The sequence below is a fragment of the Nostoc sp. LEGE 12447 genome (assembly GCF_015206985.1).
Taxonomy (GTDB): domain Bacteria; phylum Cyanobacteriota; class Cyanobacteriia; order Cyanobacteriales; family Nostocaceae; genus Nostoc.
In genome coordinates this window covers 1-26,056 of record NZ_JADEXT010000026.1, presented here as the reverse complement: position 1 = coordinate 26,056, position 26,056 = coordinate 1, and the positions used below count along the sequence as shown (strand labels likewise).

General features: G+C 39.6%; 16 protein-coding genes and 1 pseudogene. 12 read left to right on the top strand and 5 right to left on the bottom strand.

Going from position 1 to position 26,056, the window contains the following annotated elements; all coding sequences use genetic code 11:
• Positions 1-227 precede the first annotated feature (227 nt).
• Positions 228-3,185 (top strand): hypothetical protein, encoded by a 2,958-nt coding sequence (locus IQ274_RS23260; RefSeq protein WP_194143550.1) that lies wholly within the window; start codon positions 228-230, stop codon positions 3,183-3,185.
• Here the strand turns inward: IQ274_RS23260 and IQ274_RS23255 are convergent.
• The 4 genes from IQ274_RS23255 to IQ274_RS23240 form a co-directional block, all read right to left on the bottom strand.
• Positions 3,182-6,025: a pPIWI_RE module domain-containing protein gene (locus IQ274_RS23255; RefSeq protein WP_194143549.1), complete on the bottom strand. Its 2,844-nt coding sequence runs from the start codon at positions 6,023-6,025 to the stop codon at positions 3,182-3,184. The two genes, IQ274_RS23260 and IQ274_RS23255, sit on opposite strands and share 4 nt — an antisense overlap.
• 115 nt (positions 6,026-6,140) lie before the next feature.
• Positions 6,141-9,686 (bottom strand): hypothetical protein, encoded by a 3,546-nt coding sequence (locus IQ274_RS23250; protein WP_194143548.1) that lies wholly within the window; start codon positions 9,684-9,686, stop codon positions 6,141-6,143.
• Positions 9,679-10,992 (bottom strand): Fis family transcriptional regulator, encoded by a 1,314-nt coding sequence (locus tag IQ274_RS23245; protein WP_163930330.1) that lies wholly within the window; start codon positions 10,990-10,992, stop codon positions 9,679-9,681. Before IQ274_RS23245 ends, IQ274_RS23250 begins: the two co-directional genes overlap by 8 nt.
• A 477-nt stretch (positions 10,993-11,469) precedes the next feature.
• Positions 11,470-12,111 carry a hypothetical protein gene (locus tag IQ274_RS23240; RefSeq protein ID WP_194143547.1) on the bottom strand — a complete coding sequence of 214 codons (642 nt, stop codon included), beginning with the start codon at positions 12,109-12,111 and terminating at the stop codon, positions 11,470-11,472.
• Between the two features lie 555 nt (positions 12,112-12,666).
• Here IQ274_RS23240 and IQ274_RS23235 point away from each other — a divergent pair.
• From IQ274_RS23235 to IQ274_RS23185, 11 genes are all read left to right on the top strand, one after another.
• On the top strand, positions 12,667-14,286 hold the full coding sequence (locus IQ274_RS23235) for an ATP-binding protein (protein ID WP_194143546.1): 1,620 nt from the start codon (positions 12,667-12,669) through the stop codon (positions 14,284-14,286).
• A gap of 3 nt (positions 14,287-14,289) precedes the next feature.
• Positions 14,290-14,805, top strand: coding sequence for a DUF192 domain-containing protein (locus tag IQ274_RS23230; RefSeq protein ID WP_194143545.1), 516 nt, complete (start codon positions 14,290-14,292; stop codon positions 14,803-14,805).
• 473 nt (positions 14,806-15,278) lie between these two features.
• Entirely contained in the window at positions 15,279-15,884 is a 606-nt protein-coding gene (locus tag IQ274_RS23225; RefSeq protein ID WP_194143544.1) for a hypothetical protein, read from the top strand.
• A gap of 169 nt (positions 15,885-16,053) precedes the next feature.
• Complete coding sequence (locus tag IQ274_RS23220; protein WP_069074926.1) at positions 16,054-16,368, top strand: hypothetical protein; 315 nt, start codon at positions 16,054-16,056, stop codon at positions 16,366-16,368.
• Positions 16,369-16,690: 322 nt separating this feature from the next.
• Entirely contained in the window at positions 16,691-19,513 is a 2,823-nt protein-coding gene (locus IQ274_RS23215; protein WP_194143543.1) for a hypothetical protein, read from the top strand.
• Between the two features lie 2 nt (positions 19,514-19,515).
• Positions 19,516-20,226, top strand: coding sequence for a hypothetical protein (locus IQ274_RS23210; RefSeq protein WP_194143542.1), 711 nt, complete (start codon positions 19,516-19,518; stop codon positions 20,224-20,226).
• A 54-nt stretch (positions 20,227-20,280) separates the two neighbouring features.
• Positions 20,281-21,399: a hypothetical protein gene (locus tag IQ274_RS23205; protein ID WP_194143541.1), complete on the top strand. Its 1,119-nt coding sequence runs from the start codon at positions 20,281-20,283 to the stop codon at positions 21,397-21,399.
• Between the two features lie 67 nt (positions 21,400-21,466).
• Entirely contained in the window at positions 21,467-22,258 is a 792-nt protein-coding gene (locus IQ274_RS23200; protein ID WP_069074533.1) for a hypothetical protein, read from the top strand.
• Positions 22,255-23,841: a TrbI/VirB10 family protein gene (locus tag IQ274_RS23195; RefSeq protein WP_194143540.1), complete on the top strand. Its 1,587-nt coding sequence runs from the start codon at positions 22,255-22,257 to the stop codon at positions 23,839-23,841. The genes IQ274_RS23200 and IQ274_RS23195 overlap by 4 nt, the downstream gene beginning before the upstream one ends.
• 14 nt (positions 23,842-23,855) lie before the next feature.
• A complete protein-coding gene (locus tag IQ274_RS23190; protein WP_194143539.1) occupies positions 23,856-24,569 on the top strand; it encodes a hypothetical protein in 714 nt (237 codons plus the stop codon).
• Entirely contained in the window at positions 24,566-25,780 is a 1,215-nt protein-coding gene (locus tag IQ274_RS23185) for a hypothetical protein (protein ID WP_194143538.1), read from the top strand. Before IQ274_RS23190 ends, IQ274_RS23185 begins: the two co-directional genes overlap by 4 nt.
• A gap of 150 nt (positions 25,781-25,930) precedes the next feature.
• On the opposite strand, the pseudogene IQ274_RS23180 reads toward IQ274_RS23185, so the two are convergent.
• Positions 25,931-26,056, bottom strand: a pseudogene (locus IQ274_RS23180) (IS630 family transposase); the annotation flags it as partial.

Below are 26,056 nucleotides of genomic sequence, written 5' to 3'. Positions count from 1 at the left end.
TTGTTCCAGTGCTACTCCCGGTTGTCAACCAGCTTAGATCAAGGAGTTGACAAATATAAATCCTGATTCTTTCGTTGATTGATAAGTTTTGCTTAAGTCTGTTCTTTAAATGTGGTGCTTGACGGCTATTGATTTATGCTAAACAGCGTTTTATTCAGGGTTATTACGGTTGTTGATGTATAAAAAAGTATGAACTATTAATATATATTATATTTTAGTTCTAACGTATGAACAACCTTGATGTAATACTTAATAAGGCTTTGATGCTTGGTAGTTCGATGGCATTAGATTGCCATAATTCAGATGTCATTGAAAAACAACTAATTATAATTTCTAACACGATTTTAGATTTGCATCATATAAAAGGTGAGTTAGCACCTACACTAAAAAAACTCGATGAAGAAATTGCACGGATTGATGCTATTCGTTTGACAAAAGGTGTTGTAGGTGTTGGTTTAATTTTACTTGGTCAAAATGGTAGTGATGATGATAATATACTCTCACAAATAGCTTCAGAAATTGCTTTAGAAATTGGACATGATTTTTTGGATGAAGCGATTCACGATGAAAACCATCTGCGGGAGGTTCGGAAAATATTTTGGGATTTGGTGCAGACGATTGATATTTTTATTCAGCAAGGTACATGGCTAAAAGAGATTAGCTCTCAATGTTTTCTGATTTCAGATAGTATTTTCGATACAGAAATTCAAAAACATTCCCAAAATTTACCGTCTTTGGCTGCACAAATATCCAAATTATCATTCAGCATTCGGTTAGATTTTAGCTTTAGCCAACCAGAATTAATGCAAGACAAAGCAGCAACAGCAATGCTTGCATTAGAGCGCTTAATCAAAATAAAAGATAAATTAAACAGTTTGTCATCTTCAATTGATAATACAAAAAAATTTTTGGTTAGCCATCATACTATAAATTCGTTATTTTTAGTATTTGGTGCAGCGATTACACGAATAGTATTTAATAATAAAAACGAAATAATTATTTATATTGAAAATCAACAGTATAGGTTATTAGATATTATTAAAGAATGTGAAGAATATGAGCATAAAATTATAAATATAATAGCACCTGCAAAGTTTTTACAAAATTTTATAGATACTTGTCTAAGTGATGCAGGCTTTTTACATATTCTTACGCAAGTACAGTCAAAAATTAGCATTGATCAATTACACGAAAAAGTTTCTGCTGTTTTAATAACAGCAGAAAAGCGATTAAATTTTGATAGTCTCCCTGTAATGCAGCAAAATTTACATCGTATGTCTCAAGTACAAGTACAATTGAGAAACGTATATAGACAACTAGATATAGTTACAAAAAAGATTAACAAGCAAGCGAATAATCCATTAAATATTGATGTTATTAAAGCCTTAATTGGTGTTCTTGGTAAATCCATTACGGCATTAGGTTTGGATGAAAACGGAGTTATTATTTTATATAATAATTCTCAATACGAATCTGTAAAATCTATTATTAATAAATGTATTAATTTAAAGCAAATTATTGAAAAGCCTATACTACAGTTAGCGTATCTTGTTTCATTTGGAAAAGAATGCACTCAACATCCGGGACTGATAACCGCATTAGAAGAAATACATTCAAATAAATCAATAAGCGATATTAAAAATGATGTCAAAACCAAGAGTCGTATAATCAAGAACAGTTTAAGTTTTGGGAATCAAGGTGTCATGTTATGCCAGCTTGAACAAATCAAAATTGTACAGAAAGATTTAATATCAATAAACAAAAACTTCCAGAATATTATTAATACAATTGAAAAAGGAAAAATTACTTATATTAAATCTACTACACTAGAAAGTTTGTTATTGCTTTTTGGCAGCATTTGTGCAGTAGAGTTTAGCCCAAAAGATGAATTATTTATTGATTTTAATAGTCAAAACGAAAAAGTTTTAGATATTTTAAGTTTTTGTCAAAAGCTACAACCAAAAATTGAAACTTTAATTCAAGAAGGAGAAGGAAAAATAAAAGAAGCACAGGAATGTTTAAAAAATCCACTATTGATGAAACAGTGTCAGCGACAACAACGAAGAAAATCTGTTCAGATTACAACTGCAATTGTTGCAAGTATTTTAATTTTAATTAGTCCTGGAGTTTGGTTTGGTTGGAAGCGTTTTTCTCAAGAGCAAGTACGTTGGAATGCACAAACGTTAATGTCAAGCATAGGTGATGTAACACAAGCAAAAGATATTAATGAAATCAGACTAATGCGTGACAAAATTAAACAGGCAATTGCATCAGTTGAAATAATTCCGAATTCATTTGCATCTGCATATCTTGCAGCACACCAGGATATTAGTAAATTTCGCGTGCAACTCGATCCAGTTGAAAAACGACTGCAAATAGAAGAAGATACAGCAGCTAAGTTTGAATCTACAAAACAGTTAGCAATGGATGCAGCTATTTTGGTGCAAAATCCACCGCACCCAGCAACAGTATGGAATGAAGCAAGTAATAAATGGCAAGAAGCAATTACTATCTTAGAGTCGATTCCCGAAGATTCATTTGTTAGCGTAGATGCAAAAACAAAAATTGAACAATATCGTAATAATTATGCTGTAATTTCAGCGCGTTTGTCATCTGAAATCCAAGCATCTGATTCGATTGAAAATGCCAAAAAATTGAGTTGGGAAGCAGTAAAAATTACACAGAACCCTCCACATTCTAGTACAACTTGGAAACAAGCCAGCAATAAACTTGAACAGGCAATAAAGCTTTTAGGAACAATGCCTAAAAATTCCCCTTTGTATGCACAAGAACAACAGCGGCTTCAAGAATATAAGGCTAACTATACTACAATTAATAAACGGCTAATAATTGAAGATAACGCTGTTTTAAAATTTAAACAAGCGCAAAAATTAGCTAAACAAGTTGAGAGAATTGCTCAAAATACGCCTTACACGTTAGCTGGACTGCAAGATGCACTTGCAAAAATCAAACAAGCAACAAATGTGTTAAGCAGTATTCCTTCTGGAACAACAGTTTCAGTACAAGCATCAGAAGTTGTACAAATATATAGTCGTAATTACAACACAATTTACAACCGCTTTCAAGCTATCAACACTTGTAGTTCGCCACAATCAAGTGATTGTTTTGATGCCAATTACAGTTTTTATCTAGAATCTATAGACAGTAGTTTATCATCACTTTAATCAACAGATTCAGAAGAATCTTCCTCCTCGTCCTCCTCTTCTAAGTCAACAGATTCCACTCTATCTTTAGCACTCACAGCATATTGTTTAGCTGAAGTTGCAAACGGAAAAGGTAACGGTAAAGAAACCTCATTAGCAAAATATGGCCATCGATCTCTAAGATTATGAACAAAACAAGCTAACTTATCGCGTTCAAGACCTGGGTGATGAATAACAGCTATTTCTAATGGTTTTGGATTGCCTGGTTGTACACCGCCATTATCCAGACGAGACTGTTTCTGTTGTAATGTATTTGTACCTTGCTCGGTATTTAACAGCTTCCTCATGCTGAGGTAAAGTGCTGTTGCCTCATCATCGCACACATCCTGCCAGCAGAATAAACCATTAGTTCTGCTACCAGGAGAACCCTTAGCAATAGCAACGGGAACTTCACCATTACCTGGAACTCTTAACCGCACAACCGAAAGCCGATTTATTTCCGATTCTGTCATGTGCCGTTTTAGTTGATCGGGTAAATTGTTAGCTGGTAGTTGGGGATTTTGTAACCATGTCAGCATTGTACGAGCATTTATGGCTTCAGCCATAAACAGCACATGGGGAGGTTTTTCCTTTTCAATTGATGTACTTAAACAATCACGCAAGCAATCGGTAACAAATTTATTGAGAAACTTCTGTTCGTTTTGGGTATCACTAGACTGTTGTGCATCGCTAGTATCACCAGTCGTTTCATCAGCATAGCTATTAGGTTCCCATTTTTCACGGAGTAAATATCCCAGCCCTGCTGAATACGATACCCAGCCTTGTGTAGCGAAGAAAGTAGGGGTAGTGACCTGTACCGTTCCCTTGATTGGGTTGACTCGTACCATCAACGCTACAGTAGAAGCTTGATTATTAGCTGTTGTTTTTCGAGTGCGGCGTAAAACATAAAAACAAGTCAGCCACATATTTGGATCTATGCCATCTTTTTCAAAGTCGATGAGAGGAGCAGGTAAAATTCCAAATTGTCGTAATAAGTCTGATACTGCCCTTTGGACTCGATTTTGAGATTTTTTCGGAATGTATTCTTGACCATTTGTTTCAGATGTTGTTAAAGCATGGATGTGCTGATTGACATAACCAGCCTGCATTACCCCAATTCGCACAGCAAGTTTTGAATCTGACTCCGGTGGAAAGAAATATTTCTTTGGTTTAATTTCTACTAAAGCACCACTTAATCCTTTTGGTGAGGGTAAATATGAGGTAATCTGATGAATACGCTTGTCTATCAAATTAGTGCGTTTTTGTTGTCGGTTATTGCCCTCAACTTCAGGATTATCAACATCTAGTCTTGCTGTTATGTCTGAGACGTGCTGAGTTATAATCCGCAGACATATATCCTGATTTTGATAAAGAGTTTCTTCTCTTGTTAACCCCGTTAAAGTTTCGTAAGTGATTGTTTCTCCTTGAGGTGAGATTGAAAGTAATTTACAAATTTCTGCAATTAGCGCCTCTCGACATTTTTGGGTTTCCCACAAAATTAGGATGGTATTAGGAGAGCTTTCAGGGTGTCGAAATGTAGCAGGAGCAGCAATTTTTGGACGCAACATTGGCGTAGATAAATCATCAGGATTTTTAGGTTCTAGACTACCTTTTTTTTGTGACTTTCCAGGCTCCCAAAAAGGTAAAGATTCACCAGATTTTCTCATCGTTTTACCTATACGGCGAACTGGGAAATTTCCTTGCTCGATCTTATTTTGAATAGCACTATCTAAACTAGCTAAATCTAGCGGACTCACACCAGGAAAACAAGGAAATTCACCCAAATGTCGAGAGTCATAAGCAATAGCAGCTTGTATTCCAGTCGGGGCAGCACCAAAGACAGACCAATTATAAACTGGCTCACTAGCTAAACTATCAGGTTCAGGAAGTGGAGAATCATTAATTTTCAGTAATTCACTAATAGCGAGTGGCCACCTTGCTTTTCTTCCTTCTTGCGTTGTAATTTGCTTAATAGGGATATGAATCAAGCGGAATGGTTGTTTTTTCCCATCTAACCACCGTCGATTATCACCAACAAAAGAAGTAACGCCTCGATAAGGTAGGCGTTCTATAGTTTCGGTAAGCCATCGCCGAATCGAAAGTTGATGATAAATCATTGGCTGACTGCGCCAAGGAACTGTTTGCAACTTGAAATGAATGACAAATGAGATATTTACTTTGCCAACTTGTTTTTTATTTTTAATTAGCGGAACTTCATAAGGAGGCCATGATATTAGTTCGGCTCCTTGCTTAAGGTTTACTACTTGGTAAAAAGTTAGTTGGTACTGATTATCGGAACCGAAAGTGACCTGTGGATTTTTGAGAAATTCCCCAGCCATATAATCAGGTATCGCCTGCCAGCGAATGTCTATGCCATACGGGTTATTTGGTGGAAGTTGCAAAGGATAAACTGTTGATTTATCCTTCCATTCCCAAGCATTATCATCCAGTTGGTCGAGAATAGATTCAACTTCATCATCACCTAAACAGTAGCTAAATTCCTCACGCAACCAATCTTTGATCAAGTCAGGCAAGTTGAAAAGGTCAGCCCGTTCTGTTGCTAATATCCAAGGTACACCGGGACGTTGCCAGCCATTACGTACTGTTTGAATGATTCTGGGAAAGCTCGCCGCGATAATCGGGTCGAGGGAGTAGACGGGAACGGCGGGATAACCTCTACCTTGCAAATTGACACGTTTTTGCGCCAGAGCTTGAGCGACTTGCTGCCATACAGTAGGGACTTGGAGAGAAAAAAGTTCGTATTGTTCATTCTTAGTAAGTTCCCAAGCTCCGGGGAGAATGCTTTTAATTTTAAATGGCATAATTTAACTCCTTATCTTTCATTTTCTTCTGTACATTGAAGCAAGCATTGTAGAGGGATTTGGCTAATGTTTTTCCCTAAGATTGTTGACCAAGAAGAACGATAGCGAAATGATTTTATTGGTCATAGCGTAAATCCTTTGTTTGTTTGAGTGCATTAAAGAAAGCACCATAGAGGGATTTAGCTAATGTTTTTTCCCAAGGTTGTTTGTCTTCTAGCTCAATAGCAAGTTGAAGTTCCTTGATTATGCCTACTAACAGTGAGGTTCGTTCGTTGTCGAGTTCACTGTCAACTGATTGAGGTGCAAACTTTGCATCTAGAAAATGGACAATACAGGGAACTCCTCCACGTACCAAACGCCCGATAATTTGCCAAACACTTACCAATTGAGTCCAGCAGAGTATAGAACGTTCATCACTGGTTAACTGTTTGAAGGACATCGCCCGACAGTTTAAGTCAAGCATTTTCGCCACCGCATACTGGTAGAACTCATTTTCTATATTCGTCAGCGTGAGAGCATCGCCTCGTTTTTCTAGTGCTTCATAAAGCCTAGAATCTTCAGACTTTTCCAGCGCCCAATTATTGAGTTGCTGGACAGTAGTTTGCCAATCATCGGGAACTGGCATTGGTCGGCTCAAGAATACCGCCGCCCCAAATGCTGCTATCCGCTTCTCATTGAGAATGTTGTGTCCTCGCTCTAATGCCATCAAAGGTGCAACGACAATTGGAATAGACATTTGGGCGAGGTCACGAATTTGACCGCGACGAATACCACTCAAGTGAGCCGGAGCATTGTCACGGCGTAGGGTAGCAATGCCGTTAAGATTTTCAACATTACGGTAGAGGGGTTTTAAAATTGACTCCACCAATTCTGCTTCGTCATAGCTGTTGGTGATCAGCAATAAGCGTTGGCGATCGCCCCAACGTTCTGGATCTTGTTTGGCTAAATCACTCAAGGTTGCAAATAATTGATCGAGAAAGCTGTTGGCTTGTCCAGGATTGTGACAGATGGCCTTGACCATTTCGTTAACAGCTATTTTTCTCACATCTGGTGGCAGTCCCGATAGGGCGATGTACTTGCCGACTGCATTAGGTTGGGAACTGAAGAAAAAGTCGCTTTCGCCAATTCCGGCATCACCTGCTGTGTAATTATTGGTAGCTGGTTCTAGCAATATAGTCGGTTTTTTGCGGATGTGATAAGCAGGTGTCCCTGGAGCGTAGCTAGTGCCTGAAATCAAAACTGTATGGGGGCCATCCCAACCATCAACAGCAAAGAGATGGGGAAAATTTAGGAGTAAATAGCGTCCAACCCCAACGTAGCGAAAATATTCCAACTTCCCACCAGATTTGTTACTCCGATCTCGCGTATACCTGAAGCCTAAAATGTTTCCCACAGGTGAAGATGGCACAACTGGCAGATAATCACGGGGTGGGCGGTACACAAGGGCAAGACTCGTGTCATGCAAGTCAAGAACTCCCGCCCGCATGAGTGCATTCAGGTTATCAACTAGAAAGCCCAGCTTATCGTTGAGTACCGTTACCAGAATTGCTAAGTGCAAATGGTGCGTAACTTCCTCGAATTTAGTTTTTTCTGCGAGAGAAATCCCCAAGGATTCCAGCCATTTGTGTAACCATTCAGCAACCTCAGTTAATGCCCTAGCATCATTTTCGGCACTCAGTAGAGTAAAGGCAAGGTCTGAAAGTTCTCCTCCTTTGCGACGATTAAGGGGAGCTTGCAAAAATCCCTCCAAAGTTTGCATGATTTTTTTACGGCGCTGGCGTTCCTCTTCGGGGGGTAAACCAGCCTGAATGCGTTTTTGTCGTTCCTTGCTGCGTTCGGCACGTTTCAGCTTAGGAGATGGTTCGTTCTGTTCTGTTTCTGGTGTTTCTAGAATGTCGCGGATTATATGGGCGAAGAGTGAACGACCTGTAAAGGGGTTTTGTCCCACCCATTCCACAAGTTTTGGTTGGTTATGGAGCCGGGGGAGAATTAGGTCTGTTGCAATTTGCGCGTAGTCATTAGCTCTTTTTGCAGTGGCAACGAGTTCAGCCGCCATGCTGCGGCGGTCAGAATTGTAAATAGTGGTGGCGAATTTGAGTCCTAGCTTATTTAATAGGGAGTTTCCAGAAGAATTTACTAAGACTTCATCGGGGGCGCAAGCTTCATCAAACTGCACCTGTACCCTGTCGGCTTCGTCAACAAAGAGAAAGTCACATTCACGGTAAACAGCTTCAGCAAAGGTCAGTTTTTCTGCAAAAACTTGCGGGGGAACGCGCGTATGAATGAAGCTGGCTGGTGTTAACACCCAAACCAATGCTGTAGCTATGTCTCGTTCTAATTGGTGACGCGGACATTTGTAATACAAGGGACAAGTATATTTATCTTCACTCTCGCCCTCCTCAAAATCTTCGACATCCTCATCATCCTGTGTCTGGGAATTGCCGTTTTTAGTAGTGGGTTGTTTTTGGTAAAGATTGTGACATGGTTCTTCACCGAACTCCCATTTTTCTTCTGATTGCACTAAAGGTAGTAAAGGACAGACAGGACTAAACCAACGCCATGCTGGGTGGATTGCTCCTGTTTCGATTTCTTCACCTTGGGTTGCTAGAATTGGTTCATAAACTTTTTCTAAGTGTTGAAAGCGATCGCTGCTTCCCAACACAGGGGCCGCAAGAATTCCCAATCCATCTCGAAATAGAGAAGCCACACGCACTGCTGCCACAACATCATTTACCAGCAATGCACAGCGATATCCAAGTTTCGCAAAATGGTAAATCAGAATATCAAGCAGTGTTGATTTACCTACATTCAATAAACCGACAATGTGGACAAGTTGCTCTAGTTTAATTTCAGTGTTTGGTAGGGAAGGTTGAAAATCATCTATTGATGCGTCGTATAACTTTAAGGCAATTCCTGTTAGACGTTGATGATAATTTTCTGGCTCGTACCCAGCTTGGGCCAGTTTTTCATCCATTTCCTGAGCATCTTGTAGCAATTTTTCTAAGGTGACAAGACGAGAGGGATTCACAGCCGTGCGTGTGCCATGAAAAGATATCTGCGGAGAAAGAGCCAGATTAGCGACAGCTTCAGGAATATTGATCGGAACATCAACGGTAGTGTGACCTTTATGAGAAACTTTGGCATACCAATAACCAGAGGTTGCTAGTTTGACTTTTCCTTTTTTGTGCGATGGAGTTTTTGATAGGGTTTGACGGTACAGTTGTAAACGTTGGGGGTAAGTGCTACATGGAATCAGTTGAGCAACATCATTTGTATCCGTTAAGCTGAATATCCTGATAATTTCAGGTAATTTAATGTATTCAGCCAGAGTCCGCTCCCACTGTCTTCCTTTACGACGCACAAGATAAAAACGGGCTTTTTGTACGAGTAGCCAGTTTTCTTCACTTTCAAGTGCTTTGACTGGAAAACGATATCCTAAAAGTAACGCTGATACGGAAGTCGCTCTTTCTTCTGGAGCTACCTCCATCAGTAAGGTTAACCCCAATTCCACTTCCGCAATAAGTTGAGCAAGACGTGCTATTTCTCGTTGCTGTATATTAGCCTCTGCATCAGGTAAACTTTCTTCCACATAAGCTTTTAAGTCCTGCGATTTGCGAAGGGCTTGACGCAATGGTTTACCCCATTGAGAAATATCACGCATGATTTTTCTTCTCCAGAATTTTTTTCGCTTGGGAGATAATTTCACTAACCAGCTTCAAGCGCACGCCACCCAATCCTGGTTCGAGTCTTTGGCGTTCCACCTCAATTCGTAAGACATCATTTCGCTCATCTGGGAAGACTATAAAGGTTTCAGTAGTATCAAAGCGATAGTCTACTTTCCGCAAACGCTCTTCATCTAAATACGACCAATCTTTAACGTCAATTGCCCAGCGAACTTTTTTACTAAACTCTACGAGTAAGTCAAATTGATCAATTTCAGGCCAAAGAGTAACGTGTACTCCCAGTTTTGTCAGGGTTTCTGCAAGCTGAATTTCCCAAAGTCCTGGCAGTGTCCCGTACCGATGCACACCAGGGGTAAGGGCTTTCCAATCTTCTGCCTCATGCTTGGGAATTGACGCTTGGGGTGGGAGGCGGAGTTTCGCACTCAGCTGTTCACAAGTCATGTTTCGGCAGTTATAAGTTCCATCTCGACGGCGACGCATTACATATTTGCAGCGAGAGCAGAAGTGATAAGTGGGGTCACTTGTTAAATCAACCAAATCCACATACATTTGCAGCAAAAAATCACGCAGAGGTCTTAATTGGGATGAAGACAAAAGGCGACGGTATTGAGAGTAGGGGAGGACAGGACACTCAATAATCAGCTTTCGTAAGGCGCGATAAGCTTCTTCTAGTTGGTTTACCCGACAGTATTCCAGGACATCTTGCAGGACTTTCTCTTGCACCTGCATTTCTACATCAGCACCCGTAACTTGCCACTGGAGGGCAAAATCGGAAACTAACCCATCTTCTATAAGAGTGACTTCCGATGATAGGTGTTTAATCTCTGCTGCTGGTTGCCAGTCAAGAACTGGTTTTTTTGCCCAGTTAAAAAATTCTGGCAGGCTTGAGGGGGCTTGTTCGTCTCCAGAAAGCAAAGATGTTAAATGCATTCTGGACATTCCAACACGAAGAGCTTTTGGAATATGCGCTCTGTTCATAGGTTCTTGTTTTTCCCACTCTACTAAGCCGGTTGCTAAATACCGCAATGTTTCCGTTACGGGTATTTGTAGTCCTGGTTCAATGTCCGGTTCAGGGGTGAGGAAGCGAAGACTGCGGGCAGCATTATCTTCCCATTCCACATCGATACCTCGCATCGTCTGCAACCATCGTTGCAGTGTTGCTTTCTGGCGGGGTTGCATTCCCAGTTCAGCACAGAATTCCTCCAGAGTAGGTGCTTGTTTATGAATGCGAAACCATTCCCGTAGCGCTGCTAAAATTTTGTCTCGATGTCTAGTTACTTTCATCGATTAATCTCCTACTTGCGCTTGTTTGACCAATTTTGGCATCCCTTCACTGATAGGTCAAGAAAATTTTGCAATGTTTCCATAATGTTTCCGATGTTTCCAAAATTATTTAAAAAAAACCTATGATGCCAACAAGTTTAGGCAGGCATTGCAAAGAATTCGGACTCTGACTGTGAAATAGAGATTTTCAGAATATTTATCAGTTAATAGGAAGAATTTAAATGCGTTCTCCCAACGGCAAATGGAAGCCGTGGATACGTCTACAACGTATACAAATGTAAACATTAGGGAGATGGTGAGACAGTTCTGGTCTGCGGCGATTGGCTTTCTTCACACAGATGGAGGTAAACAAACGCGAAAGGAAAGATTTTTTCGTTGGTTCCTAACCTTCGTTGCGATCATAGAGTAATTCAGATGCGTTTCCCCTGGATGGGATGGGGACTTGACCCCAATATTAGTTAAACTGAAAGAGAGTTCCTAATTAGCTTTCTTCCACTCATCAAATGATTGACAAGCTTTCCCTGTAGGAATTAGCCCATTGGAGGATACACCAAAATTTGTAAGAGCTGCATTTTCTATTTGTGCATTTGCGACAGCATCTCGCAATATCTTCTCTTTTTCCTGTTTTGGCAGGATTTCTATTTTCGCATCTTTAGGTTGAGGATTACTGCCTTTCTTTAGTGGAAATTCTCTGACAACATATAATTGCTCTTGTTTAGCAGTACCTGATGCAAGACATCCCCTAGATTTGACAAAAAGAGTTGAGTCCGATGAAATATCAGCAAAGAAGCTAGGCTTAGTGATAAACTTTATTTCTCCAGCAGGGCCCCATACATAAATGGGTGTTTGGAAACCTTGAGTAGGAATATTTTTAGTTTCATCACAGCCCAAATTTATTTTTCTATTTAAATCTACGCCAGCATTCCCACAAACTTTCCAAGTTACTTTGTATAAATCAGGCGTACTCTCGACAAACTGTTTGAACTTTTGCTCTCGCTCTGCTTCTACTGCTTTTTGAGCAGAAGCAGCTTTTTGTTCTGGTGATTGGCATGAAGACACTCCCAAACTTAACAGTAAAGCAAGTACATAAATCCGGTTTTTGTTAAGATTGAATATCATAAAAGCACACCTAATTTGCACAATTTTTTGTCAATATTTTAACAGATGAATAAGTTTGAAAGTCAATTTATTAAATATATTTATTTTATCTATAGATAAATATGGCAAATATTAAATACAAAAAATAGTTGAGACTTAAATATTAATATTAATTGCAATTTTCTGATAATATAGCGTTGATTTTAAGTAAAATTGCTCACTCAGACAATGCGGTTGAAGAAGAATTCAGAAGTCAGAATGGGCTAAACCTTAGCTATCCGCTAACAGGAGTCAGAATCAATCAGTCGGGGATTCAGACCGGCGCAGGTCTTGTTGACCACCAAATCGTAGATTTGGTGGGGGTTTTAAATCCTATTATTCATCCGCTTTTTCGGTCATAAAGCATTGCTGAATTCTGACTCCTGACTCCTGAATTCTGTTGGATAAATTAAGAGAGAATGGCATATTGTAGTCAAAAAGCAAGAGGTAAAAGTACTGTATTTTTCAATACTTTTGTCTGTGGAAACAATTTTTTACAACTTTTATTATCAGGATGACCAACAAATAAAAAAACTGATGAATACTACGCTGATAGAGCAAGTATTTGACCTGATAAAACTAAACAATCCTTTGATTGCGATAGAATCTCCACTGCAAGAAAGGGCAAGACTACTGAAAAGCATTGCTAGGGAATGTCAACAAAAGCACGTTTTATGCTATCTGTGGACACTATCAGACGATCAACTACATCAGTTAGAGGTTAATGGGCAGGACTTGATTTTACAACAAGTACTAGAGTATCAGCCGATGACCAAAAATAAACGCGAAGATTACTTTGAGATCCTGCGATTTTGGAAAGCGACTGAAAAAGAAGGCATTTTAATATTAGAGGGGATATTTCCTTGGTTGGGAAACTCAACTACTGACCCGGATTTTTTCTTAACCGCCGAATGGATTAAGTCTGCCCTTATAAATCTGAAACTTGACAACCGGAACTCAAATAGAACAGCTATCCTGTTGGGGCCAAACGCCAGTCTTTCATCTGAAATTACCGCATTTGTGCCGACGATTAGACAAGAACTGCCAACAGTTGAAGAAATCAGCAATTATCTACAAGGGGTATTGCCAAAAAACTATAGTGAAAAGGAAATTAATGAGATTGCCCTTGCTGCTGTGGGGATGTATTTAGCAGATATTGAGTATGGGATTAGTTGGGCTACAGCTTCTTGTACCAAAGCCCAAGAACTGACAAAAAAACTTTCTCTTTACAAAACTGACCTGCTCAGGCGAGTTTACAATATTGAGTTTCTCCAGCCCCCAGCAATTGAAGTTGGCGGACTGGACTTGATGCAGGAATCTTTTAAGACATATAAGCGCTTATTAACGCCGTTAGCTAAAGCATATAATCTTCGGCTACCCAAAGGTATTTTATTGATTGGGCCCCCAGGCACAGGTAAATCTCATTCAGCGAAAGCTTGCTCCCAGCGATTGGGGATTCCGATGATCGTTTTAGAGTGGGGCAGTTTTCGTAGTTACGGCAACATGGCGGAGTACAAGCTAAAAAACTTGCTGGCACTAGTAGACAGGATTAACCGTGTAATTCTATACCTAGACGACTTTGACAAGGGATTTACTCTCGATGATGATTTGTCCCGAAGACTAGCAGGGATGTTGTTAACCTGGATGCAGGAAAGAAAGAGTGATGTATTAATTATTGCTTCTGCCAACAACATTGAATGGCTACCACCAGAACTGACTAGAAGCGGGAGATTTGACGACATTTTTAAGGTGGATTTACCCAATAATGGGGAACGACACTCGATTTTTAAAATTCATCTCGCTAGATTTGATTATCGGTTCCGTGATAGAGATGGGTTCAGCGATGAAGAATGGCGTAGACTGCTCAAAGCGACCCATCGCTGTGTGGGTGCGGAAATCCAAGCAATTGTGGAAAGGGCGGCTATCTCTACTTTTTGCCTGATGTTCACAGACGATGTTCCACCTATAGGTGAACTGCCGCCGCTAGAAATTAGACTTGAAGCATTATTGTCAGCGAGAAATAATATGAATCCTCTGGCAATCCGGGAAGCTGAACGGATTGAGGGTATGCGAAACAAAGCTGATTTACAGGGTTTACCGTCCAGTCCCCTTGACTCAAGTATATATAGTGCCGGCAATGTCAATATTTTTGGTTAAATTATGCAATTAGTCAAAATTCCCACAACAATCGACTTATATGCTGCGGCTTACAAACTGTTAAATATTCTTGGCCCAATTGCGGGAATATCAATAATTGTCGCTTCATCAACTATCGCCTACTTGCAAACTCGTCCCCAGCATTTACCCACAAAGCAGATGCTCACCTACAATCAGCGGACATTCAAGTTGGAAGTAGCCACCACACCTGTTGAATTAGAGAAGGGGCTGAAGTTTCGCAATCATGTGCCCGGCGATCGCGGGATGTTGTTTAATTTGGGCAAGGAATACAAAAATGTCCCCTTTTGGATGGAGCAAGTAAAAATTCCCCTAGACATCATTTTCATCAAGGATAGTATGGTGACGACGGTAATTTACAACGCTCCACCTTGTGCAAAAAATCCTTGTCCAATTTACAGGGGTAGTGTTGCTACTCAGGTTTTAGAACTGCCCTCTGGTGCTGTTAAAATTCAAGTCGGCGACAAGCTCGACATCCAGCCTTTACCGGTTCCATACTGACCAAGCCCCGTTGGAGCGGTTATGAATTCACCGCAAACGAGTCGCACTACCCCCAATACGGTTCGGTGAAAGGTATTGGTATTGGTTTTGGATACATCCTTTACCCAATACCTGCAAAGCCATTCCCCAGACCACAAGGAAAGTGAAAAATGCTTATCTGAACCGTATTCGCACCACCCCACACCCTCCTGCTTGACGAGAAAACCAATAAAGGGAAAAAAGTCAATAGGCTATCTGGCGCTTATTTTTCTAATTTTTCTTAATGAATACAAAATTGTATACCTATATAATTTAGAATACTGATAATAAACAGCTATAACATCTATATAAGCAGTCTAGTTGCTATATTTACTGTGAAATAGATTGTATTAAATATTCTATGTAAGCAAAGGTACGGTTTTTTTTAGTACTTTAGTTTGTAGGTTTTGTGGGTGAAAACTCGAATAATATGCGTATCGTTTTAGGAGAACGAAATGCATACTTACGGCAACGAGACTGAAAGGGTTGTTAATACCGATACTGCTGCTGTACTGGCTTCAGGAAAAAAGAACAGCACGATAACAAATAGCACACTAGTGCTAATGGGAACGACGGGTGCGGCAATGATTGTGTCGATGTCAGTCCATAACATCCTCTTAGGTGGATTGATGATTGCTACGGCGATCGCTATAGCACTACCAAAGCAATCTCAAGCTCTGTTGACTAATTTTGAGCAGATACAACGCAAGTATGGAGTCAATCTTTATGCGGTGTTGTTTACGATTTTGACGGTTGTTTGTCTACTTGACTTTGCTTCCTCGCCAGCCGATGCACAGTTTTTTAACACTGCTCAAACCTGGATGACTAATACCTTTGGTAATGCTGGGAACGGACAAACACAAGCAGTTGTAGCATTGTTCTTCAACGTATTAAGGGGTCTGTTCTTACTCTACGTAGGCATCAGCCTAGTCCGGGTTGTTCAAGCGGCCCGCAACGATGAAGATTGGCAAACATTAGCCAGAACTCCATTAATTATTGTCCTTTCAGTTTTTGTAGGAGATTTAGTTACTGGCTTGATTGTTGGTGGAGGTGCGGCATAACCAACAGTAAACAGTTATCAGTAGAGAGTGATGTATTTATCTGCATCGTCAGAGTCCCCCATTTCTCACTCATTAGTAGGTAACAGTTAGGGTCAAACTATTTGACTGAAACTGTGATAACTGATAACTGATTTAATACAGTCTTTTCATGCTGAAATAGTTTGAGATCATGAAAAATGAAAATAAATTTCGGACTGTAAATAGAATTTTGGGAGACAGACCCAGATTAGGCCCATTTCCCGCCGACCAAATTTTTCCTTGGTCAGTAATAGGAGTAGTGAATGTATTTGTTGTTTCTTATACATTTCAAGCTGGATGGTTAGCAACTGGATTAAGTATTGCTTGGGGATGGGCAACATGGTGGGTAGTTTCTACGAATAAAGATTTTTTGGGAAAATTTATCGGCGTACCACGAATTAGTAGAGGTTATATGCCTTTTAAAACATTGAAAAAGAATACAAAAATCAGAATTAAAAGGGAATAGGGAACAGGCAACAGAGGAATTCCCAGAATTAAAGAAGTAGGTTGAGAGTCAAAATTCACTCCGTCAGGGGCGATGCCCTGAGCTTGTCGTAAAGCCTGCGGCATAGCTACGCTTAGGGCGTAGCTTCTCCAAGAGTTGGGTCATAATTCAGGAATGTAATAGACCGAAAAAGCGGTGCTTCGTAGCATCTCCGGCTCTGCTCCTGAATTCTTCTTGAATTTCTCATTTTTTACCGTTCCCACTTAAGAGTTAAGAGTTCCCTATTTTGTAACAGTAAATAATTTGAATCATCCACCAATCGTAGATAATTTGTGCCTTCATAATGAAAACTCCGAAACAATCTAAATATCCAGATAAATTAGGTAAGAAAACATTAGAAAAAGAGCAAATTGAGTTTGCTAAAGTCTTGACTCCCTTTGAGGACATTATTCATTTAGCAGGGATTTGCAACTTGAATTTAGGCGGGAGAAAAGGCATAGGTGCATTGATTCTCAAAAAAGGTGAATCTATTCAGATTAAATTTTGTTTTGATTGTTTAGGGATTCATCCGAATTTAGCCAATGAACAAATATTACCGATATTCGAGGGGATAGAAGCCGGACTTAAGGAAATCCCAGAGCAAGAATCAATGACCATACATTTTGGTTCATTTACTTCGGATTATGAACGTCAACAAGAACTTAAGCAAATTGAGAATACTTGTTCAGTCGAACAACTTAAACTCTTGATTCGTAGTGAAAGATTACGAATCAAAGGATTAACTAAAAGTGGAATCCGAAAAAACAAATTCTTGAGGTTATGGTGTACTTATACTGTTGCTTCTGATGAGTCACGAAATCAAGATTTTGTTGAGTCTATTATTAAACAATTGGAGAAATTCTGGTACAAATTCACTGGAGAAATTCACTACATTAATAATACCAAGATTGAAAATATTCTGCAAAATTCATTTAATGATGGTTTTCAATCATGGGAGAATTTGCTTAGTAATAAGATGAAATTAGGGATTAAAGCTTTGAGTCCTGAAGAACTCTGGACGGTAATCTGGCAGCAATTTAACCATTCTCCACCAACAGCAATCCCAAATCCCTTAAAAATAGATGAAATAAATGGACTAATTGAAACCCAAACAAGCGATTTTCACATCCGGCATCATTTACTAGAAGATGAGCAGTCTTTACCATTTTTGGATCGTCAATGGGTAAAAATCCAAGATAAATATATTGGAGCGCTGAATTTTAGTCAAAAACCAGGGGGCTGGATAGACGAACAGGGACAACTAAGATATCTCTGGTCACTGATATCTAGAGATAGGATTTTCGATACTGAAATCATCTGTCAAGTTACGAAAGCTAACCAAGGAATCACAAAAACTAATCTGCAAAGACTAACTAAACAATCGATTACTTCTACGACATTATCCAGTGATAAAGGTAATATTGATGTCAAGTCGGGACTGAATATTGAGTCAGCAGTAGAAGCCCAAAAGACGATTTACAAAGGAAATGTTGTCGTACACACGGCTGTAGTTTTTCTGGTACACCGTCAATCAACACGCTCTTTAGATGAAGCTTGCCGTTACCTTGCGAGTTACTTCTTGCGTCCGGCGGCAGTTGACCGGGAGATAGAATACGCCTGGAAGACATGGTTGCAGTGTTGTCCATTTGTTTGGGAACCACTGTTAACCAAGCCTTTTAACCGCAGACTGCCATATTTTAGTTCGGAAGCACCAGGGCTGATGCCTTTAATTCGCACAGCCACAGGAGATCGGACTGGGTTTGAGTTAATTGCAGAAGAGGGCGGAACACCTGTATATCTAGACTTGTACCAAAATCACAAGAATCTAGCTGTTTTCGGTGCAACTCGTTCGGGGAAATCAGTACTGGTGGCTGGAATTCTTACACCAGCACTTGCCCAAGATATCCCAGTTGTCGCTTTAGATTACCCCAAACCAGATGGTACATCTACCTTCACTGACTACACTAATTTGTTGGGGAAAGACGGGGCTTACTTTGATATTTCTAAAGAATACAACAATCTTTTTGAGTTACCGAATTTGCAAGGGCTAGAACCAGAAATTATCAATGAAAGATTGAATGATTTCAAGGAATTTTTGAAATCGGTGCTGATGACAATGGTGATTGGAACTAGCATGATTGGGGTTAGTCCTGGAATGATTACCAATATTGAGTCAATCATTGCTTTAACATTAAAAATATTTTTCAACGATGATGAAATCAAAATGCGCTATAAGTTAGCGCTCTTATCAGGAGTGGGAACTAAGGCATGGACAGAAACTCCAACGCTGCAAGACTTTTACAAATACTGTTCCCCAGCTTTTGTTAAATTAGATTCTATTGCCAGTAACAGTCGAGATATAATGTCAGCTTTAGAACAAATTCGACTGAGACTTAGTTACTGGTTAAGCACAAGAGTTGGACAGTCAATTTCTCGCCCTTCTAGTTTTAGAACTGATGCAAAATTACTTGTTTTTGCATTAAGAAATTTATCAAGTGAAGCGGATGCAGCCATCTTAGCTCTGAGCGCTTATGCTGCTGCACTCAGACGAGCGTTAGCATCGAAAGTCAGTATCTTCTTCCTCGATGAAGCACCAATCTTATTTCAATTTGAATCAATTGCAGATTTGATTGGTAGATTGTGTGCAAATGGTGCAAAAGCGGGAATTCGCGTAATCCTATCTGCCCAAGAGCCAGAGAGTATTTATCAAAGCAAGGCAGCATCTAAGATTTTTGCAAATATTGGGACTAGATTAGTCGGGAGGATACAAACCTCAGCAGTAGACCCCTTCATAGATAGATTTAAATATCCTGCCGAAATCATTCGGGTTAACAGTACAGAAGCTTTCTATCCTCAAAAATCGGGGATTTACTCTCAATGGTTGCTTGATGATAACGGTAAACTAACTTTTTGCCGTTATTATCCCGCCCACTGTTTATTGGCATCTGTTGCTAACAATCCCCATGAGCAAGAATTGCGGACTCTTTTTCTGAAAAATTATCAAGATAATCCTTTATTAGGAATGGTCAGGTTTACTGAGGATTATATCAAAATGATTCGGTCAGAAGAATTATCTGAGGAAGCTAAAAAACTCATGTTTCAATTACAAAAAACAAAGGTAGCTTAACCATGAAGAATCGTCAAAAAGTTGCTGTACTACTTTCTGCTACTGTAGTAAGTTTATTACTAGCTACACCCAGTTATGGATTAGTCATTAGTGATTTTTTTAGCTCTATAATTGATGATATTAAAGGTGAAGTAAGTCAGATCCAAACTTGGACACAATCGCAAATAGATCAGAGTTGGGCTGGCATTAAGGAAGATGCTCAAGCTGCAATTGATAATACTGTCGGAGAGATGGGAGCGCCAGATCCGATTGCTAGTAGTGATCAACTAAAAAATCGGATTGCTGATACTTACTCTTTACCAGTCGCTAAGGAAAAGGGGCAAGATTTAGAGCGAGAACTCACAAGAGCTTCAATCATCAGTGTTGTAGGTAAAACTGGGCAAGCAGATACGTCTCAAAAAATAGAGAAAACAACACAAATAGCCCAAGACGCAAAAACTATTGCTGACCAGGCTCAAGACATGGATGCTTCTCAAAATGTCCTGAAAGCGATCGCCGCTCAAAATGGTCTGGTGGTTTCCATGTTGGCACAACAGCGCACTGATTCATTGCAAGCAAGGCAGGATAATTCATACTCCAATCTCATGCTGACTCAAGTTGCAGAAAACACAGCAAATGCACGCAAAAAACAAGATTTGAATGAATTAGGTACTCTTTCTTTGACCCATGAACTTATCGGTATATCTCGTTTAGATCCAACGCAAGAAAATTAACCAGGAGAGGAAACTCTTAACATCTTCCTGATTCCTTATCATCAATTCACCCTTATGCTTTCAAAAAATTACTTATTCGCTCAATCTCAGTTTGCTGGTGCAGATTTATTAGAACAAGCAAGTAAGACAGCAGATTTTATTGCTCAAGGTTTTAATCAGACTTGGGAAGAAACTATCACAGGTGATTTATATGCTGCTATGTGCAAAGTCGGTGTATTATTCGCCGTTGCAACATTTGTTTTTTTCATGGTTGAGTGGACAAAGAAAATGCTCTTAGGTGATGAACAACGTGCATACACAGATTTTATTTGGGTGTTGATAGTTATAGTACTCTTAGCAAATAATGGCAAAGCTTTAGGAGCAGGTACTCTCGGAATCAGAAATTACATTAACAATACAAACCAATACATGCTAACACGTACAGCAAAAGGTATTGATTTAAGAGCTGCATATCAAAAAGCTTTGGGTGTAGAAGCGGTGCGTGGAGCTATTGCGAAAGAAATAGAAAATTGCAAAACCTCGTCTTTGAGTCCAGAAGAATCTGTTAAATGTCTGTCGGATGCTAAAGATAGACTTCAACAAGACTATCCGAGTTATTTTACTGGTGAAAGCGGCCCGTTTTCGTGGGTCATTCAAAAAATAGACAGAATTATTCAAGCTCCAATAGAGGCAATTAAAGGTGGGGCTAATCCTATACAAGTAATACTTTCTCCTTTCAGTGCTTATATTGGTTCTTCGGTCATCGAAATTGTTTCGATTGTACTGATTGGGTTGAACGGAGCTTACCAATGGGCGATTGAACTAACGATGTTGTTAACAGCACTTCTTGGCCCTTTAGCTGTAGGTGGTTCTTTGTTACCTTATGGTGGAAAAGCAATTTTTACTTGGCTTACGGGTTATTTCGCTGTAGGAATGGCAAAACTTTGTTTCAACGTAATTGCCGGATTAGCCGGACAATTGATTGCTACCTCTAGAGCAGATCAACCTCTATTCTTTCTTTTTACAATTGGGATTTTTGCTCCTTTCTTAGCAACTGGATTAGCTGCTGGTGGTGGTTTAGCTGTACTTCAACAAATCAACAAAGCGGCTGAAACCTATAGCACAATCGCTATTGATGCTACTAAAGCTATAACAACATCTGGTGGCAGTTTAGTATCAAAATTCAGTAAATAGAGGTAATAGCTATATTAAGAGTTCTCTATTAAGAGTTAAGAGTTCCCTCTTCACCAATAATCTAACAATGTTTAATACAAAGAATGGTACAAAGGCAAAACCAGAGCCGTTACAGCTTCTGCAATATAACAAATCTGTCCCAACTAGAATCGGAATAATTTCACTAGCTGGATTTTCGATGGCTTTGTTCTCTTTATTACTACAAATCCTTAATTATGGGGCAGTCAGTAGTTTAGGTAAAAAGCAGTTAGCCCTAGTGCAATTGTCATCAGGAGAATCAGTTGTTGCCCAAGCAGTAGAACCGAATGAACGCTCCGATGAAGTTATTAAAAAATTTATTTCTAACACATTTATCAAGATGTTTAACTGGGATGGACTTGTTCAAACTTTTAATGAAAAAGGAGAACCCATTACTAAACAAGATGCTGGTATAGATGTAGGTAGAACTGAACGTTCTAATGGCAGAGTAACTACTTCTTCTTATGAAGCTGCTTATGCAATCAGTGAAAAGCATGATTTTCGGACAGCATTTTTGCGTAAGCTAGCTCAAATGACCCCAGCAGGGGTATTTAACGGTGATACACAAGTATCTTTGATTCCCCGCTTCATTTCATCACCTCGCAAAATTAAAGATGGTCAATGGTCAGTAGATTTAGTAGCTACTCTCGTTACTTTTACAAGAGTTGATAATGCAGGCAAAGGTATACCCTTTAACAAAACTATTACTGTAGAAGCCATTAGTACACCGCAAAACATCCCTAATGATACTACTGCTCTGGCAAAGAAAATATATCAAGTCAGGCAAGCTGGATTAGAAATTACGCAAATCGTCGATTTAAATTTGGCTAACAGACAATGACAAATACTCACATTAATAGCTCATCAACTGTAGATGATTTTCTCCAAATAGATGATGACTTAAAATCTTCAGCAATGAGTTCAGATTTTAGCCCAAGGGAAATTACGTCAGAGCAAGAATTAGATAATCCATCAGTCACAACTAAACATACAGTAATTACTTCTCCCTGGTCAAGATTGTTGGTCATAGCACTCCCTTTTGGATTGACCTTCCTAGCTATATTTTGGCTGTTGAATGGAATTTTTAATCCTGATAACCGCGATACTACTAAAACTATTGAAGAACCAAAGTCTTCAGGAAATAAAGAACAAGTTGAGCAAACAGATGGGGATGTTTACGCTAAGTTAGCGCTGAATCAGCAAGAAGATGAATTAAATAAGATTAATCAGAGTAAGCAGGAAGTTAAAGTTAATAATAAACCTGTGAGTGTTGCAGCTTCACCACCAACACCAACAGTTAGACCTGTGGCACAAACACAAAGTTATAGCCCTAGACGATATTACGTTCCGAGTAGAACTAACCAGACTATTTCATCACCACCTCGTAATCAAACATTGCCAAGAATTAGTAATCCTGTTAGGACTGTTACGCCGAAAACAGAAACGCCAACAGACGTGATAGCTGAATTTAATCGACTTCGCAGCTTAGGATCTTACGGAAAAATCGCTTATACACCTACTTCAAATAACCAGCAGATATCAACAGAGGCGACATCCTTTCAAACACCGAATACAACACGAATTCAAGTACAGCCACCCAATAGTGCTTATACAACACAGCAAACACGCCCTAACTTCTCTAACAGTACATCCACAGAAATTGAGAAAATTCGCCCTCGTTGGTTAGCCGATTCTAAATCTGATAAACAAATAGCAGATGGTAATTACTTGCCTCAAGAAAACCAAATTCTGCAACAGCGTAAAACTCGCTATTTAGTTGTTGGGGAATTCGCAAATGGTGTTTTAGTGACTCCAGTGGTCAAGCAGCAAAGCGAAAATACTCGCTTCCAACAACAGCAGGCTCCAGATGATAGTAAACGCTATGTTGCTAGATTAACGGCTGATTTGCATGACAACTATGGAAATGTGGCAATTCATAAAGGCACTTTATTGGCCGTTGAACCCCTACAGGTTAATGGTGGCTCTTATGTAAGTGTGCAAGTCACGAGCATTATCAAAGATAACACTGAGTACCCAATTAGTAGCGGTGCAATTTCTGTATTAGGAGAAGGCGGGAAACCGTTGTTAGCTAAACAGTTCCAAGATAAGAAAGGGGGAGGTTCTGACTTGACTGTGGGATTAGTCAGTGGTTTGGGCCAAGTAGGAACAATCCTGAATCAATCTGATTCCAGTAGCAGTGTAATTAATTCTGCTACAGGGACATTTAGCTCTAGCACGACTTCAAACAGCCAGCGCAATATTGGCGGGGCATTCTTGCAAGGTGCTTTTGGCAAGCTTAGTGACACCATTGCTCGTCGTGCAGAAACTTCTAACCAAGAAATCACCGCTCGTCCCAATGTTTGGTATATCCCACAGGGGACGAAGATTACGTTTTTGGTGAATCGTTCTCTGGAGTTGCCATGAAGAAGTTAAAACTCATGACAGCGCTCCAGCTTGGGGTTGCTGCTTTTTTGGCAGTGTGTCTAGTTCCAGTCAAAACCTATGCTCAAAGTACAGTCCGCACCATAAAGCAATCTCAGGTTAGTGGCAGTACTGCCAAGCTGCAAAAAATTAAGGTCTGGAATGGCTCAGGCGTATCAATTTCATTTTATGAAGTCAAGGAGATGGTGAAGCGGGTGTGGATTGACGATCCCTCGCAAGTTTTGATTGACACTGATGGTTGTTTAGAGGGAATCGACCAGAACTGTCAAAACAGTAGTGCTGGATTACTTCACTTACGCCGGATTAAAAAGCTTCCGGTTCCAGGACTGCCGCAAACAAGTGCAACTTTGCTTACAGTGATTACTCAAACTGCTTCTGGCTCACGCAAAGTTTACCACTTTCAAGTTACCCCATCTAATTCCCGTCCTGAATACAGTCAAGTGTCAATTATCTCGGATAAGCCATCTTCTCTGGTAACGCGACCGAGATTATCGCCACTAGTACAAACTATCAACACCATAAAACAAATCAGAGCGGGGATGAGAGTAGCGATTAGTAATGGTTCGCTCTCCTCATCTGATGAACTTAACAATCGGATTGAGCAATTCTTGACTCATTTTCAAGGTGGAGAGCAAATGCCTGCTGCTGCTCTTCAAGCTGGTGTTTCACTTAATTTAGTTAACAAATTAATTGAGCTTGGACAAATATGAAATCATCAAAGCGTTCGCCCAAAATTAGTTTTGACACGATTCGCTATTTAATATTGTTTGGGTTGCTAGGAGGATTGTTTATTCACAGTTTTTGTAAGTATGGAATCATGAATCAGGTAATTGGATTTATACTGCCCAAAGCATCAGCACAAGTCCCATTTGTTAGTAGCAAGAATGGCTTGATTCCAGACTGGTCAAAAATGAAGTTTCAAGACATGATTGTATCTGAATCTGGTAATGTGACTTACCCAACTGACCGAGGGAATCAGACTAGAACTTGGCAAGCTGGACAAAGTATTGGCGATTTTATGGAGCTTGGGGATTTTGAAGATGCCAATCTGAATATTGAAAAGCTTACCCTTTCGACGATATCTCAGGCATTAGCTATTGATTTAGATAGTTTAAAGCTTGATGATTTTGGAATAATCAAAACTCAAACCCTTAGCGATTTAGTCAAGGCTATACCTGATTTAGCTAATCAATCAGCCAGTAGTGTAGCACCAATAGCCGACTTTTTTCGCCAAATGGGTATCAGCACTAATCAAAGAATTGGTAACGTTGCTAATTATTACAATTTAGATAATATCACTCTCGGCAATGAAATTGATTTGTCTAAATACAAGCTGACATCGATTCCGGGGATTGAAAACTCATCATTTGATGAATTTGCTAATTGGCAAGATACTCTAATTTCAGACATTCCCGGATTGAAGGATTTATCTTGGAATAATTTTCCTAATGTGCCAGAGCCGGATCTTTCTTTCGTTGGTCAAGTAGATTTGCCATTGGGAGATATAGAAGCTAACCGGATTCGCAGCATTTCTGGCAGTTATCAAGAGGGGTTTAATGTCCCTTGCAATCAAAATAATTGCGTCCACTTTGAAGCTTCAGGTCTTGGTCAGACCACTGGAGCGCAATGGATTTCGGGTAAAGTCCAAAAAGTCAAAGGTGGCTATGGAATTTTAGCTGTAGCTAATGGTGGTCTTGAGCCAACAGGTCGTCATCCCTTTGGTAAATCATTTAAACAAGTGGTTTGGGATATAGATGAATCTAGCGGTTCCGTTAACACTGCTATGTTTTTCCGTTTTTGCAAGACTATTCCTTTTGTTGGTCGGACTTGTACTCCCTACTTTATTGGGCCAGTTCCGTTTATCAATTATCACGAAAAAGACCCAATTATTTTTGGTAGTCCCTCTACTGTTCCTAATTAACTATTCTTAATTCCTGAGTTTTTGCGTGATGAGCAATAATTTGACTACTTCTAGAAACAACCAACCATTTCATTTTGAACAGTTACAAAATCCACATAGTGACATTGGTAAGTACACTCATCATTTATTTAAACCAAGTGGATTATAGGATTAGTATTTGATTTTTGAAAAAGCTCCGTACATCTGAAGAGACGGAAAATCAAAAGTAGTATTTTGAATGAACCACTCAAACATCCACTTTAGATGAGAGAATTTTGGAATTAAAGCACAAAAACG

Bases quoted from the DNA above. Each gene is read 5' to 3' on its own strand.
- IQ274_RS23260 (WP_194143550.1), top strand. From the start codon at position 228: ATGAACAACCTTGATGTAATACTTAATAAGGCTTTGATGCTTGGTAGT.
- IQ274_RS23255 (WP_194143549.1), bottom strand. From the start codon at position 6,025: ATGCCATTTAAAATTAAAAGCATTCTCCCCGGAGCTTGGGAACTTACT.
- IQ274_RS23250 (WP_194143548.1), bottom strand. From the start codon at position 9,686: ATGCGTGATATTTCTCAATGGGGTAAACCATTGCGTCAAGCCCTTCGC.
- IQ274_RS23245 (WP_163930330.1), bottom strand. From the start codon at position 10,992: ATGAAAGTAACTAGACATCGAGACAAAATTTTAGCAGCGCTACGGGAA.
- IQ274_RS23240 (WP_194143547.1), bottom strand. From the start codon at position 12,111: ATGATATTCAATCTTAACAAAAACCGGATTTATGTACTTGCTTTACTG.
- IQ274_RS23235 (WP_194143546.1), top strand. From the start codon at position 12,667: ATGAATACTACGCTGATAGAGCAAGTATTTGACCTGATAAAACTAAAC.
- IQ274_RS23230 (WP_194143545.1), top strand. From the start codon at position 14,290: ATGCAATTAGTCAAAATTCCCACAACAATCGACTTATATGCTGCGGCT.
- IQ274_RS23225 (WP_194143544.1), top strand. From the start codon at position 15,279: ATGCATACTTACGGCAACGAGACTGAAAGGGTTGTTAATACCGATACT.
- IQ274_RS23220 (WP_069074926.1), top strand. From the start codon at position 16,054: ATGAAAAATGAAAATAAATTTCGGACTGTAAATAGAATTTTGGGAGAC.
- IQ274_RS23215 (WP_194143543.1), top strand. From the start codon at position 16,691: ATGAAAACTCCGAAACAATCTAAATATCCAGATAAATTAGGTAAGAAA.
- IQ274_RS23210 (WP_194143542.1), top strand. From the start codon at position 19,516: ATGAAGAATCGTCAAAAAGTTGCTGTACTACTTTCTGCTACTGTAGTA.
- IQ274_RS23205 (WP_194143541.1), top strand. From the start codon at position 20,281: ATGCTTTCAAAAAATTACTTATTCGCTCAATCTCAGTTTGCTGGTGCA.
- IQ274_RS23200 (WP_069074533.1), top strand. From the start codon at position 21,467: ATGTTTAATACAAAGAATGGTACAAAGGCAAAACCAGAGCCGTTACAG.
- IQ274_RS23195 (WP_194143540.1), top strand. From the start codon at position 22,255: ATGACAAATACTCACATTAATAGCTCATCAACTGTAGATGATTTTCTC.
- IQ274_RS23190 (WP_194143539.1), top strand. From the start codon at position 23,856: ATGACAGCGCTCCAGCTTGGGGTTGCTGCTTTTTTGGCAGTGTGTCTA.
- IQ274_RS23185 (WP_194143538.1), top strand. From the start codon at position 24,566: ATGAAATCATCAAAGCGTTCGCCCAAAATTAGTTTTGACACGATTCGC.